This is a genomic window from Streptomyces sp. MK37H (genome assembly GCF_018035285.1).
GTDB classification, from domain to species: Bacteria; Actinomycetota; Actinomycetes; order Streptomycetales; family Streptomycetaceae; genus Streptomyces; species Streptomyces endocoffeicus.
Window position 1 is genome coordinate 1 of record NZ_JAAAYH010000254.1, and the last position, 13186, is coordinate 13186.

Consider the following 13186-nt stretch of genomic DNA (forward strand, 5'->3'; position numbering starts at 1 on the left):
ATCCCATCGTGCTCGCCTCCGGGAACCTCGGCCTGATCTCCTTCCCCGACGTACCGGGGCGGATGAGCCGCGAGCGGATCGAAGCCCGCCACCCCGCGCTGCTGCGCACACTCGCCGACCACCCCGGCGTGGGCTTCGTGCTCGTACGGTCCGAGGCGCACGGCGCGGTGGTGCTGGGCGCGGACGGGGCCGAGCACCGGCTGGACACCGGGGAGGTCTTCGGGGCGAGTCCGCTCACGGTCTTCGGGCCGGGCGCCGAGAGCGCCGTACGGCGCACCGCGCACTTCCGGAACACCCCCGACATCATGGTCAACTCCGCCTACGATCCGGCGCGCGGCACGGTGCACGCCTTCGAGGAGCAGATCGGCTCGCACGGCGGGCTCGGCGGGGAGCAGGGGCACCCCTTTCTGCTGTGGCCGGCCGGGCTGACCCCGCCGGTGGCGGCGGGGGAGGAGCTGGTCGGGGCCGAGCGGGTGCACCAGGTGCTGCGGCGCTGGCTGGAGGAGGCGGACGGGCCTCAGGTGCCGGAGGAGGAGGCGGCGGCCGCCCCCGTGGGGGTTGCGGCGGCAGAGGCCCCGGCCGCCCCGGAGGCGTCGGCGGCGCAGGCCCCGGCGGAGGCCGAGGTGCCCGCCGACCCACGGCCGACCAAGGCGTGCGACGCGGCGCGCACCGTGCAGGATTCCCGGTGGGACGGCGCCCCCGCCGCACCATTTACCGTGGTCAGCCGGGTCGTGCCGAACAAAACCCGGTAATTTGGGTGCACCTTACACCTTCTGTGACCATGTTCCTATGCACGACCAGCCCCACCCCCGCCGCTTCGGCCTGCCCACGGCGACCGCGCTCGTCATGGGAAACATCATCGGCGGCGGCATCTTTCTGCTGCCCGCATCCGTCGCCCCGTTCGGCACCCTCAGCCTGCTCGCCTTCGGCGTCCTGACGCTCGGCGCCATCGCGCTCGCGCTGGTCTTCGGGCGGCTCGCCGAGCGCGACCCGAGCACGGGCGGGCCGTACGTACACGCCCGCGCGGCGTTCGGCGACTTCGCCGGGTTCCTGTCGGCCTGGTCGTACTGGACGATGACCTGGGTCAGCAACGCGGCGCTCGCGGTGGCGGCGGTCGGCTATGTGCACGTCCTGCTCCCCGGCCATGACTCGAAGGGCGCGGACCTGGCCGTGGCGCTGCTGGCGCTCTGGCTCCCCGCGCTCGCCAACCTCGCGGGGACGCGCTGGGTGGGCGCGGTGCAGCTGGTCTCCACGGTGCTGAAGTTCATCCCGCTGCTCTTCGTCGCCGTCGTCGGCCTCTTCTTCTTCGACCCGCACAACCTCGGCTCGTTCAACGAGGGTGGCGGCAGCGCGCTCGGCGGTCTGTCGGCGGCGGCCGCGATCCTGCTCTACAGCTATGTGGGCGTGGAGTCGGCCTCGATGAGCGCGGGCGAGGTGCGGGACCCGGAGCGCAATGTGGGACGGGCGAGCGTGCTGGGCACGGTCGGCGCGGCCGTGGTCTATCTGCTCGGCACGGTGTCGGTCTTCGGCACCGTGGCCCACCAGGACCTGGTGGACTCCACCGCCCCCTTCTCGGACGCGGTCGACGCGATGTTCGGCGGGGGCTGGGGCGGCACGCTGATCGCGCTCGCCGCGGTGGTGTCCATCGTCGGCGCGCTCAACGGCTGGACGTTGATGAGCGCACAGGCCCCGTACGCGGCCGCGCGGGACGGGCTCTTCCCGGCCGCGTTCGCCACCAAGCGGCGCGGGGTGCCGACCTTCGGCGTCATCGTCGGCGTGCTCCTGGCGTCCCTGCTCACCGTCGTGAACTACACCTCGGGGTCGAGCGGGCTCTTCGAGATCCTCGTGCTGATCACCACCTTCTCGGCGACGGTCCCCTATCTGCTGGCGTCGGGCGCGCAGCTGTACTTCCTGCTGTCCGGGCGCCGCGAGGAAGTGCGCACGGGGCGCTTCGTCCGGGACCTGGTGCTCGCGCTGGCGGGCTTCGGCTTCTCGTTCTGGCTGGTCGCGGGCGCCGGATACGCGGCGGTGTACCAGGGTGTGCTGTTCCTGTTCGCCGGTGTGCTGGTGTACGTGTGGATGGCGGCGCGGCGCGCGAGCCGGGCGGGAGTCGACGACGTCACGGAGGCCGCCGACGTCACGTCGGCGGGCCCCGCGGTCACGGCCGACAGCATCGGCTGAGCGCATCGCGCCCGTATCGGGTGTAAGCAAGAGGTATGCGCGTTTCGCCGGACCTCACCCGCATCGGTGGGGAAACGCGGTCGAGCAGGGCGCTGTTCGCCGTCCCGCTCGTGCTCATCCTGGCGGTCATGCTGACCGACCTCGCGACGCCGTCGACCGTCCACCTCGGCCCCTTCCTGATCGCGGCCCCCGCGATCACCGCGTCCTTCGCGGGCGCGGGCGGAACCGCCGTGATCGGAGCCCTCGCCGTGGGGGCTCAGATCATCATCGGTGTGTTCCACGGCGGCCTGACGACCGCCAACCACCAGGCGCAGCTCGTCGCCCTGATCGTGATCTCGGGTCTGGTGACCAGCTTCCGCTACGCCACCGACCGGCACCGGCGCCGGCTGAGCCAGGTGCGCTCAGTGGCCGTGGCGGCGCAGGAGGTGCTGCTGCGGCCGCTGCCCGAACGGATCGGGGAGCTGAGGATCGCCTCGCTGTATCTCGCGGCCGACGAGGAGGCGCAGATAGGCGGTGATCTGTACGCGGCCGCCCGCACCGAGGGGGCGACCCGGCTGGTCATCGGGGACGTACGGGGAAAAGGGCTGGCCGCGATCGGTGACGCCGCCGTGCTGATCGGGGCCTTCCGGGGGTCCGCCTACCGCAAGCTCTCGCTGCCGGGCATCGCCGCGCACATGGGCAGCGCCATGTGCTGGAACTGGCAGCACATCGCCGATGACGAGCGGAATCGCCTGGAGTCCTTTGTGACCGCCGTGGTGCTTGACGTCTACGACGACGGCCCGGTGGCCGGGATGGTGAACTGCGGCCACCCCCCACCGCTGCTGCTCCACAAGGGCGAGATCGCCACGCTGGACGCGGGCGATCCCGCGGTGCCGCTGGGCCTGGAGGTGCCGAGTGAGGGGGACTACCAGGTCGAGATGTTCCGCTTCGAGTACGGCGACCTTCTGGTGCTGCACACCGACGGGGTCATCGAGGCCCGGGACGACAGCGGTGCCTTCTATCCGCTCCCGGAACGGCTCGCGGTCTGGAAGGGCGGCGGCCCGCAGTCGCTGGTGGACTATCTCCACGCCGATCTGCTCCGGCACACCGGCGGGGTCGTCAACGACGACGCCGCCATCGTGGTGATCGCCCGCTGCGCCTGAGCCGCCACGGCCGGGCCGCCGCCCTCTCCCGTTCGCCCCGTTCCCCTACCCCCTCGCCTCCGTGATCTGGACGCGTTCCCCCTGCGCCGAGGCGGCCTCCGGCGCCCGCCGGGACCACCGGCCCGCGATGATCGCGCACACCATCAGCTGCAGCTGGTGGAAGAGCATCAGCGGCAGGATCACCGGCCCGGCCGCGTCCCCGAACAGCACCGCGGCCATGGGCAGCCCCGTGGCCAGGGACTTGTTGGAGCCGCAGAAGACGATGGTGACGCGGTCCTCCCGGCGGAAGCCCAGCCGCCGTGCGGTGAACGACGTCGTGGTGAGGGCCAGCCCCAGCACGGCCGCGGCCAGACCCAGCAGCGCCAGCAGCCGGGCCGGGGTGATCTGGTTCCAGATGCCCTCCGTCATGCCCCGGCTGAACGCCGTGTAGACCACGAGCAGGATCGAGCCCCGGTCCAGCAGGGCCAGCACCTTCTTGTGACGGCCGATGAACGGCGCGGTCCAGCGGCGCAGCGCCTGCCCGGCGAGGAAGGGGAGCAGCAGCTGGGTGGCGATGGCCAGCAGTCCATCGGCCGAGAAGCGGACGTCCGAGCCGATCAGCCATGCCGCGAGCAGCGGGGTGACGATCATGCCCAGCAGGCTGGAGTACGTCCCCGCGCAGATCGCGGCCGGGACATTGCCCCGGGCGGTGGAGGTGAGGGCGACCGACGACTGGACGGTCGAGGGCACCACACACAGGAAGAGCAGACCGGTGTAGAGCTGGTCGGTGAGGAGGAACGGGGCGAGGCCGCGCGCGGCCAGCCCCAGCAGCGGGAAGAGCACGAAGGTGCTCGCGCCCACCACCAGGTGCAGCCGCCACTGCCGCAGCCCGTTCAGCGCCTCGCGGGTGGACAGCCGCGAACCGTAGAGGAAGAAGAGCAGCCCGATCGCGATGTCCGCGGCGTCACCGACGGCCGTGGCCGCCGCCCCGCTCGCGGGCAGCAGCGCCGCCAGCGCGACCGTCCCGAGGAGGGCGGCGACATAGGGGTCCACCGCCCTCCCGAGCCGGCCCGGCCATGACAGCGGCCAGGACCTCCAGCTCACATCAATCACCGCCTCCGGCCTGCCACGGCGGGTGGCCGATCTGCGGCAGCACCCGATCCGCGCCGGCGATGTCGCCTGCCACGACATCGATGGCGCCGCCGCCCCCGTCGTGGTCGCTGCCCGCCGTGCCACGGCTCAGCAGCAGGGTATTGAGGGTGCGGTCGACCTCCAGCCAGGAGTCGGCGCCGGAGTTGTCGATGACCACGAGGCCGTTGTGCTGGTCGGAGGCCGGTGCGGCCTCCTCCGGTTCGCGGTCCTCGTCGTGCGGGGTGCCCGCGGGCGGCGGCGACGCCTTGGCGGGGGCCGCGGGGCCCGCGCACAGCACGCTCGCGGTGGCCGCGAGGAGGAGCCCCACCGTGGACGGACGGATCGGAAGGATGTCCTTGCGGGGCTTACGGCGCCGGCCGGGCCCGGGGAAGGGCGAGGGCATGCGCGCGACCCTCGTCATCCGACCCTGGCGGGGCGACGGTCCCCGTGGTGCCTGCTGATGTTCCTCTCCAGCAGCTCCGTGGCGCCCTTGACCCCGATGGCCCCGGTCTCCCGGGTGTCCGGCAGCCGCCCGTCCGCCGTCTTGAGATCGCTCAGCGCACCGTCGATCGCGCCATGGGCGGCGAACAGGCACGGAGTGCTGTAGATGGCGACATCCACCCCGAGTTCGGACAGCTCGGACAGCGAGAGCCTTGGCGACTTCCCGCCCGCGATCTGATTGAACAGCAGCGGCTTGCCGCCGATGACCTTACGGACCTTGCGGATCCACTCCACGCTGCGCACCCCGTCGACGAGGACGACATCCGCGTCGGTCTCCGCCAGCGCGGCCGCCCGCCGCAGGATCTCGGACTCCTCGGTGGCGTCCGTACGCGCCACCACCACCAGGTCCTTCCGGCTGCTGAGCACCAACTGGAGCTTCTCGAGGTACTCCTCGAGCGGCAGGATCAGCTTGCCGTCGGCGTGGCCGCAGCGGCGCGGGCGCCGCTGGTCCTCCAGGATCACCCCGGAGGCCCCGGTGCGCTCCAGCCGCTGCACCACATGGCAGGCGACCTCGGGGTCCACATAGCCGTCGTCGATGTCCACGAGCAGATGGTGTCCGGGGAAGGCCAGCCGCAGCCGCTCCACGAAGGCGAGCATGTCGGGCCAGGCGATGAAGCCGATATCGGGAAGCCCGTAATGCGATGCGGCGAACCCGAATCCGGACACGAAGAAGCCGTTGTAGTGCTGTGCGGCGATGGACGCCGAGTACATGTCGTAGATGCCGATGAGAGGAGTGGTGGGGGAGGAACCGATGGCCTTTCGGAGTGCATTGCCGTAGAGCATGAGTCCCCTTGAGTTCGGTGCCTTTCGGCGTTGCATGACGGTAATACGTCTGCACGGACAGGTCTAGGGATGGCCAAGAAACGGTAAAGCGATCCGACGGGTTGAAGATGCCTGCCCCGGCTCGGGCCGGGGTCGAACGTTCCTTGAGCGCCGTGGCCCTTGTCAGTGGCCCTCGTCAGTGGCCCTCGTCATGGGTGGTCTGCGACACGCCGGGCATGCCGTGGCGATCGCCGGGTATGCGCAACAGGCCTGTCCACTGAAAAGAGTTGCTTGTGCCTGTCCAAACCGATGTCGAAGCCTCCGCGTCCGCGCCCTCCCGGCACCGCCTGCTCTGGCGCGCCGTCCAGCGACGCAAGAACCCTCCACTGCGTCGGAGCGACATCACGGTCACCGAGGAGAGGACCGTCCGGAAAGCGGTGAAGGCCGCCGCGCTGGGAAACGCCATGGAATGGTTCGACTTCGGGATCTACAGCTATCTCGCGGTCACCATCGGCAAAGTGTTCTTCCCGTCCGGCAATGGCACGGCCCAGGTGCTCTCCTCCCTGGCGACTTTCGCGGTGGCCTTTCTGGTCCGTCCGCTGGGAGGTTTGTTCTTCGGGCCGCTGGGCGACCGGATCGGCCGTAAGAAGGTCCTGTCCTTCACCATGATCATGATGGCGTCCAGCACACTCGCCATCGGGCTCATCCCCGGCTATGCCGCCATCGGCTTCTGGTCGCCCGCGCTGCTCATCCTGTTCCGTATGCTCCAGGGTTTCTCCACCGGCGGGGAATACGGCGGCGCCTCGACCTTCATCGCCGAATACGCGCCCGACAAGCGCCGTGGCTACTTCGGCAGCTTTCTGGAGTTCGGCACGCTGATCGGCTACACCTCGGCGGCCGGACTGGTGACCATCCTGACCGTGACCCTCGCCGACTCCTCGATGGACTCCTGGGGCTGGCGCATTCCGTTCCTGGCCGCCGCGCCGATCGGGCTGATCGGTCTGTATCTGCGGCTGAAGCTGGATGACACCCCCGCGTTCCAGAAGCTGGAGGACGAGGGCTCCACCATCGCGGCCGAGCGCGAAAGCCTGCCGTTCTGGCAGGTGTTCCGCACCCAGTGGCGTGCGATGGCGCTGTGCATCGCGCTGGTCGCCGCGTACAACATCACCGACTACATGCTGCTGTCCTACATGCCGACGTATCTGTCGGACACCCTCCACTACAGCAGCACCAGCGCCCTGGTCTCGATCATCATCGTGATGCTGGTGCTGATGGCGGTCATCACCTTCGTCGGCCGGTTCTCCGACCGCATCGGCCGCAAGCCCGTGCTGATGGCCGGCTCGGTCGGCTTCCTGGTGCTCGCCGTGCCGTGCTTCCTGCTCATCAAGCAGGGCGGGATCGTCCCGGTCTTCGCCGGGCTGCTGCTCCTGGGGCTGTGTCTGCTGCCGTATGTGAGCGTGATGTCCGCGTCGCTGCCCGCGCTCTTCCCGACGAATGTGCGCTACGGCTCGCTCTCCATCGCCTTCAACATCTCCGTCTCGCTCTTCGGCGGCACCACGCCGCTGGTGACCGAGGGCCTGATCAGCAGCACCGGGAACGATCTGATGCCCGCCTACTACACGATGCTCGCGGCGGTCGTCGGCATCATCGCCGCCGCCGTGATGAAGGAGACGGCCCGTAAGCCGCTGGAGGGATCGCCGCCCGCCGTGGCCACCAAGGAGGAGGCCATCGCGCTCGTGGAGTCCCAGCGGTCCTGAGTCACCCCGGCCTCCATTACCTCGGCGGTAATCGACCCCCGCGCACGGCGGCGGCAGGGTTGAGGCATCGGGTTCCGGGCCGGCGCCCTCCGGTCCGGAATCCGTTCCCACCAGGGGATTTCATGGAGGAGTGACCAGATGACGCAGTACGACACCGCCGTCGCCCGCTACTTCGAGGCATGGAACGCCACCGGCCCCGAGGCCCTCGCCAAGGCCGTGGCCGCCGCCTGGACCGAGGACGGCGGCTACACCGACCCGCTGGCGGAGGCGCGCGGCCACGAGCAGCTGGCCGCCGTCATCGCCGGGGCGCAGGAGCAGTTCCCGGGCCATGAGTTCCGGCTCACCGGCGCCGTGGACGGCCACCACGACGTGGCCCGCTTCACCTGGGAGCTGGTCTCCACGGCCGACGGCTCCGCCCCGGTCGCCGCGACCGATGTGATCACCCTGGCCGAGGACGGCCGGATCCGCTCCGTCCTCGGCTTCCTGGACCGCGTCCCTGCGAGCGGCTGAAACCGCGTCCCTACGGCCGGCTGAACCGGCCCAGGGCGGCGGCGGTCTCCGGGTCGGCCGGGAGCAAGGTCTCGATGGCCAGCTCGGAGACCGTGACGTCCATGGGGGTGTTGAAGGTCGCGATCGTCGAGATGAACGACAGCACCCGCCCGCCGTGCTCGATCATCATCGGCAGCGCGAAGGGCGGGGTGTCCCCGGCGGCCGCCGTCTCCCGGCCGCCGGTCTCGGGCAGCGGATAGGCCGCCACCTCGTCGTACAGCGCGCGCAGCGGCGAGGACCGCATCAGCGCCAGCTGCCGGTCCATCTGGTCCAGCAGATGGCCACGCCATTCGCGGAGGTTGCGGATGCGCGGGGCGAGCCCCTCGGGGTGGAGGGTGAGGCGCATCGCGTTCAGCGGGGGGCTCAGCAGATGCTCGGCCACCCCCTCAAGGAGCGCCGCGATGCCCCGGTTGGCCGCCAGCACCTCGTAGGTGCCGTCCACCACCAGCGCCGGATACGGCTCATAGCCGGTCAGCAGCCGCTCCAGGGAGTCGCGCAGGGGGCTCATCGACGGGTCGTCCACCGACCGCTCCGGGTAGTGTGGGGCGTAACCGGCGGCGATCAGCAGGGCGTTGCGCTCGCGGACGGGGATGTCGAGGTGGTCGGCGAGCCGGAGCACCATCTCCTGGCTGGGCCGCGACCGGCCGGTCTCGATGAAGCTGATGTGGCGGGCCGAGGAGTCGGCGCGCAGCGCGAGCTCCAGCTGGCTGATCCGGCGGCGGTCCCGCCACTCGCGCAGCAGTGTGCCCACCCGGGGCGGCGCGGCAGTCGTCATGACCCGAAGGTAGCCGACGCCGGGCGGGGCCCATGGCAGGGTGGAAGGGCCACCGGTCACCCGCGACGAAGGGATGTGTCATGGCAGTCGAGCCGCTCGCCGACCAGGAGATCCAGCGACGTCTGGAGCAGCTTCCCGGCTGGTCGTTCGCGGACGACCGGCTTTTCCGGACGTATGTCTTCAAGGGCCATCCACAGGCGGCCGGGCTGGTGGCGGAGATCGCCACCATCCAGGAGGAGCTGGACCACCACTCCGACCTCACCCTCGGCTACAACAAGGTGGGTGTCACGGTGAACACCCACAGCGTCGGCGGCAAGGTGACCGCGCTCGACTTCGAGCTCGCCGGCCGGATCGAGGAGATCGCCCCGCAGCACGGCGCCCGCGCCGATTGACCAGCCGCGCGGGGTCATCCCCGCGCGTGCTGGAAGCGGGCCAGCCCCTCCTGGAGGTCCACGATCGGGTCCGGGTAGTCCAGCCGGTCCCGCTCGGCCTCGGGCAGCCGCCAGGGCGTATGGACGCCGGAGCCGGTCACCCCGGCCAGCTCCGGCACCCAGCGCCGCACATACGCGCCGTCCGGGTCGAACCGCCGGGCCTGCGCCAGCGGATTGAGGACCCGGTTCGGGCGGGTGTCGGTGCCGGTGCCCGCAGCCCACTGCCAATTGAGCTGGTTGTTGGCCACATCCCCGTCCACCAGCAGCTCCAGGAAGTGCCGGGCGCCGATCCGCCAGTCCTGGTAGAGCGTCTTGGTGAGGAAGCTCGCCACCAGCAGCCGCGCCCGGTTGTGCATCCAGCCCTCGTGGCGCAGCTGCCGCATCCCGGCGTCCACCAGCGGATAGCCGGTGCGGCCCGCCTTCCAGGCCGCGACCTCCGCCGCGTCCTCGCGCCACCGGTCGCCTCGCGAGCGGTAGTCGGCGTACGAGGCGTCCGGCCGGGCGGCCAGCACCTGGTGGTGGAAGTCCCGCCAGGCCAGCTGCCGTACGAAGGCGTCGGCGCCCGCGCCGCCCGCCTCCCGCGCCCGGTGCACCAGCTCCACCGGGGACAGACAGCCGAAGTGCAGATACGGCGAGAGCCGGGAGGTGGCGTCGCCCGCCAGATCGTCCTGCCGGTCGGCGTAACTCCCCAACCCCGACCGCCACCAGGAGCGCACGCGGCGGTGGCCCGCAGTCTCCCCGCCCTCGGGCAGCCCGGGGGAGGGGCTGCCGGAGGCGAGCGAGGTGACCGCCGCCACCGGCTCCGAGCGCAGCCCGGACGGCACGCTCACCGTGCGCGGCGCACCGAGCGGCCTGCGCAGCCCGGCCCGCTGCCAGGCGCGGAAGTACGGGGTGAAGACCGCGAAGTGGTCCTTGCCCGCCGGGGTCACCTCGCCCGGCTCCACCGCCGTCACCACCGCGCCGTGCACTCGCAGCCGCCGTCCGTCCGCCTCCAGCGCCTCGCGCAGCCGCCGCTCGCGGCGGGTGGCGTAGCCGCTCACCCCGCCGGCGATGTGCACCTCGTCCGCGTCCGCCTGCCGTGCCGCCCGCAGGATCTCCGCCACCGCGTCACCCCGGCGGACCACCAGCCGTCCGTCGCGCTTGCGCAGCCCCGCGTCGAGATCGGCCAGGGCGTCCGCGAGGAACGCCACCCGGTTGGGGACCGCGAACCCCGTCCCGGCCAGGCCACGGTCCACGACGAACAGCGGCACGACCCGCTCGGCGGAGCGCAGCGCGCCACGCAGCACGGGGTTGTCGGACAGCCGCAGATCGGAGGTGAAGACGGAGAGGGACGTGCTCATCCCTCTCCCTTACCTCACCCGGCCCCGCGGATCGGCGGCTTCGTGCCCGCGTCACCCGATATCACCTGATGACGGTCGATGTCGCCCGCTCACGCCGAGGGAAACGTCAACAGGACCAGCGGATCGCTCGTCGGGGTCTTGGACCCTCCGGCGGGCTCGACCGTCACCCCCATGGCCGACGCCTTCCCGACCGCGCCGCTCATGACCGCCGCCGTGCTCCGGCCCGAGGAGTCCATCAGACCGGCGGGGCGCATGGTGCCGCCGTCGCTGAACCACAGCTGGTAGATCCGCCCGGCGGGCGGCTCGGGCAGCCCGGAGGCGAGGAACACCGCCTTGTTCAGCCCGCGCGAGACCACCACCGTGCCGGTCGAGCCGTCCGCCATCCGGCCGCTGCGGCTGTGCGCGTCGGGCGCGGCCAGCACCTGGGTCATCTCCTCCGCCTGAGCCACCCGCTGCTCGGAGCGGCGGGCCGTGTCGCGCGCGTCGGACGCCTGCCGGTACTGCCACACCGCGGCCCCGCCGCACACGGCGGCCGCGGCCACACAGGCCGCCAGCGCGAAGTTCATCGCCCGCCGCCCGGTGCGCCGCCGGGGGCCCGCGTGGGACTCCCGGGGCTCCCGCGCCGCCACCCGGGGCGGCTCCTGGCGGACCGTGGCGATCCGCCGCAGCACATCGTCCTTCATCGTCGGAGGCGGTGCCAGGGCCGTTGCCACCGCCAGCTTGGCGGCGGTCTCCCGCAGCTCCCGTACCTCCTGGCGGCAGGCGTCACAGACCGCCAAGTGCCGCTCGAACTCGCTCAACTCCCGCCCCGACAGGGCGTTCACCGCGTACGCCCCGGTCAAGGTGTGCAGATCCGCTCTGGTCATGCGCCGACCCCCATGCAGTCCCGGAGCCGGATGAGCCCGTCCCGGAGTCTGGTCTTCACGGTCCCGAGCGGCAGCGACAGCAGCTCCGCCACCTCACGGTAGGAGCGGCCCCGGTAGTAGGCGAGCGTCACCGACTGCCGCTGCAGCTCGGTCAGCGTCCGCATGCACCGGCGTACCTGCTCGCGCTCGAGCCTGGCCTCTACCTGTTCGGTCACCTCGTCGAACGCCGGGGTGCGGGACAGCAGCGCGGCGCGCTCCTCGCGGTCGGAGGCGGCCTGCGCCGAGCGCACCCGGTCCACGGCGCGCCGGTGCGCCACCGTCATGATCCAGGACATGGCGCTGCCCCGGCCCGGTTCGAACCGCGCCGCGGACCGCCACACCTCGACCAGGACCTCCTGTGTGACCTCCTCGGCCTGGGCCGGGTCGCGCAGCAGACTGCGCGTCAGCCCCAGGACCGGCCCGCTGACGGCGTCGTAGAGGGCTCCGAACGCGTTCTGGTCCCCCCGGGCCACCATCTGGAGCAACTCTTCGAGGTCCGGTCCGCGCGCGGCGGGTCCGCCGATGTACACGGGTTCTCTCACGGGCCGTCCTTCCGGGAACGATGCGGCGCACACGGAGGTGTCGTACCTCATTCGTCGCCCGGACGGGTGCGGATTGGTCAAGGTGCTCCGAACACGTCAAGGTGTGCCGGTGAACGTCAAGGTGTGCCGGTCACGTCAAGGAGTGCCGTTCGCACGCGTGAGGCCGCCGCGGTCGGCTCGACCGCGGCGGCCTCGGCGCCCGGCGTCAGCCGGTGGTGAGGGTGAGCCCGTAGGTCGTCAGGATCGGGTTCACCGGCTGGTAGTACGTCGTGCCGCCGACGGTGCAGTCGCCGGAGCCGCCGGAGGTGACGCCCTGCGCCTCGCTGCCCGAGATGAACGAGCCGCCGGAGTCGCCCGGCTCGGCGCAGACATTGGTGCGGGTGACCCCCCGGATCGTGCCCTGGGGGTACTGCACGCTGGTGTCGTGCTGCTGGATGGTGCCGCAGTGCCAGCCGGTCGTCGAGCCGGAGCGGCAGACGGACGAGCCCACCGGTGCTTCCTGGGAGCCGGTGACGGTGACGTTGGTGCCCCCGGGGCCGATCACCCACGGCTGCGGGACCCAGTCGGCGTTGGTGGCCACCCATGCGTAGTCGTTGCCGGGGAAGCTGGAGCCCTGGAAGGTGCCCTGCGCCACCCGGTTGAAGCCGGCGGTGGTGTCGCCCTGGCTGCCGCAGTGGCCGGCGGTGACGAAGCCGTTCTGCTCGGCCTTGGTCACCGAGAAGCCGATCGAGCAGCGGGCGGCGTCGTTGATGTAGAACGCCTCGCCGCCGCGCAGGTCGTACAGCGGGCTCGGCCGCTCGGCCGACTCCACGACCCGTACCACCTCGCGGTCCGCGCCGCTCGCGGCGACGAAGGCGGCCGCCTCGGTGGGCTCGGCCGACTGCACCACGACGCTGTTGGTCTTGACGTCCACGTACCAGGCGGAGGCGACATCGGTGGCCGGGGGGCGCTCGGAGGCGGCGCGGTCCAGGGCCTGCTTGGCGTCGACGAGGGCCTTGAGGCTGTGCTTGACGACGGCGGCCTTGGCGCCGCCGGCCGTGATGGTGGCGCTCTGCTCCTTGTCGGTGGTGGCCACGGTGAGTTCGGCGGTGTTGCCGGACACCCACGCGCCGCCGTAGGAGCTGCCCAGGCTCTTGCGCAGCCCAGGTTCGGCCTCTCCGGCCTGGTACTCGTTGGATATCCGCATCCGCG

At 71.6% G+C, this 13186-nt stretch carries 13 protein-coding genes and 1 pseudogene; 6 read left to right on the forward strand and 8 right to left on the reverse strand.

Translation table 11 applies throughout. The features are described from left to right. From GWI24_RS29030 to GWI24_RS29040, 3 genes and pseudogenes are all read left to right on the forward strand, one after another. A pseudogene (locus GWI24_RS29030) lies at nucleotides 1–752 on the forward strand (hypothetical protein); the annotation flags it as partial. 37 nt (nucleotides 753–789) lie between these two features. Then, nucleotides 790–2181: an amino acid permease gene (locus GWI24_RS29035; protein WP_210948853.1), complete on the forward strand. Its 1392-nt coding sequence runs from the start codon at nucleotides 790–792 to the stop codon at nucleotides 2179–2181. Between the two features lie 35 nt (nucleotides 2182–2216). Continuing rightward, entirely contained in the window at nucleotides 2217–3323 is a 1107-nt protein-coding gene (locus GWI24_RS29040; protein WP_210948854.1) for a PP2C family protein-serine/threonine phosphatase, read from the forward strand. Between the two features lie 45 nt (nucleotides 3324–3368). Here GWI24_RS29040 and GWI24_RS29045 read toward each other — a convergent pair whose 3' ends face one another. From GWI24_RS29045 to GWI24_RS29055, 3 genes are read right to left on the reverse strand one after another with little or no spacing between them, the layout of a single operon-like run. Continuing rightward, the gene (locus tag GWI24_RS29045) at nucleotides 3369–4415 is read right to left on the reverse strand and encodes a bile acid:sodium symporter family protein (RefSeq protein ID WP_210948855.1); all 1047 of its coding nucleotides are present in this window, start codon (nucleotides 4413–4415) and stop codon (nucleotides 3369–3371) included. Then, complete coding sequence (locus tag GWI24_RS29050; protein ID WP_210948856.1) at nucleotides 4408–4836, reverse strand: hypothetical protein; 429 nt, start codon at nucleotides 4834–4836, stop codon at nucleotides 4408–4410. The genes GWI24_RS29045 and GWI24_RS29050 overlap by 8 nt, the downstream gene beginning before the upstream one ends. Before the next feature lie 14 nt (nucleotides 4837–4850). Continuing rightward, nucleotides 4851–5717, reverse strand: coding sequence for an oxaloacetate decarboxylase (locus GWI24_RS29055; protein WP_210948857.1), 867 nt, complete (start codon nucleotides 5715–5717; stop codon nucleotides 4851–4853). A 272-nt stretch (nucleotides 5718–5989) separates the two neighbouring features. On the opposite strand from GWI24_RS29055, the gene proP reads away from it, so the two are divergent. Further along, nucleotides 5990–7453 carry a glycine betaine/L-proline transporter ProP gene (gene proP, locus GWI24_RS29060; protein ID WP_210948858.1) on the forward strand — a complete coding sequence of 488 codons (1464 nt, stop codon included), beginning with the start codon at nucleotides 5990–5992 and terminating at the stop codon, nucleotides 7451–7453. A gap of 138 nt (nucleotides 7454–7591) precedes the next feature. After that, on the forward strand, nucleotides 7592–7963 hold the full coding sequence (locus tag GWI24_RS29065) for a nuclear transport factor 2 family protein (protein ID WP_210948859.1): 372 nt from the start codon (nucleotides 7592–7594) through the stop codon (nucleotides 7961–7963). A 10-nt stretch (nucleotides 7964–7973) separates the two neighbouring features. Here the strand turns inward: GWI24_RS29065 and GWI24_RS29070 are convergent, their stop codons facing one another. Further along, nucleotides 7974–8777, reverse strand: coding sequence for a helix-turn-helix domain-containing protein (locus GWI24_RS29070; RefSeq protein ID WP_210948860.1), 804 nt, complete (start codon nucleotides 8775–8777; stop codon nucleotides 7974–7976). 80 nt (nucleotides 8778–8857) lie between these two features. Here GWI24_RS29070 and GWI24_RS29075 point away from each other — a divergent pair, with 80 nt between their 5' ends. Then, nucleotides 8858–9169 (forward strand): 4a-hydroxytetrahydrobiopterin dehydratase, encoded by a 312-nt coding sequence (locus tag GWI24_RS29075; RefSeq protein ID WP_210948861.1) that lies wholly within the window; start codon nucleotides 8858–8860, stop codon nucleotides 9167–9169. Between the two features lie 14 nt (nucleotides 9170–9183). Here the strand turns inward: GWI24_RS29075 and GWI24_RS29080 are convergent, their stop codons facing one another. The 4 genes from GWI24_RS29080 to GWI24_RS29095 form a co-directional block, all read right to left on the reverse strand. Beyond that, complete coding sequence (locus GWI24_RS29080; RefSeq protein ID WP_210948862.1) at nucleotides 9184–10548, reverse strand: deoxyribodipyrimidine photo-lyase; 1365 nt, start codon at nucleotides 10546–10548, stop codon at nucleotides 9184–9186. Between the two features lie 89 nt (nucleotides 10549–10637). Next, nucleotides 10638–11414 (reverse strand): anti-sigma factor domain-containing protein, encoded by a 777-nt coding sequence (locus GWI24_RS29085; protein ID WP_210948863.1) that lies wholly within the window; start codon nucleotides 11412–11414, stop codon nucleotides 10638–10640. Further along, a complete protein-coding gene (locus tag GWI24_RS29090) occupies nucleotides 11411–11995 on the reverse strand; it encodes a sigma-70 family RNA polymerase sigma factor (RefSeq protein WP_044568962.1) in 585 nt (194 codons plus the stop codon). The genes GWI24_RS29085 and GWI24_RS29090 overlap by 4 nt, the downstream gene beginning before the upstream one ends. Before the next feature lie 205 nt (nucleotides 11996–12200). Beyond that, the coding region (locus GWI24_RS29095) for a S1 family peptidase (protein WP_210948864.1) at nucleotides 12201–13186 on the reverse strand (986 nt) is incomplete at its 5' end.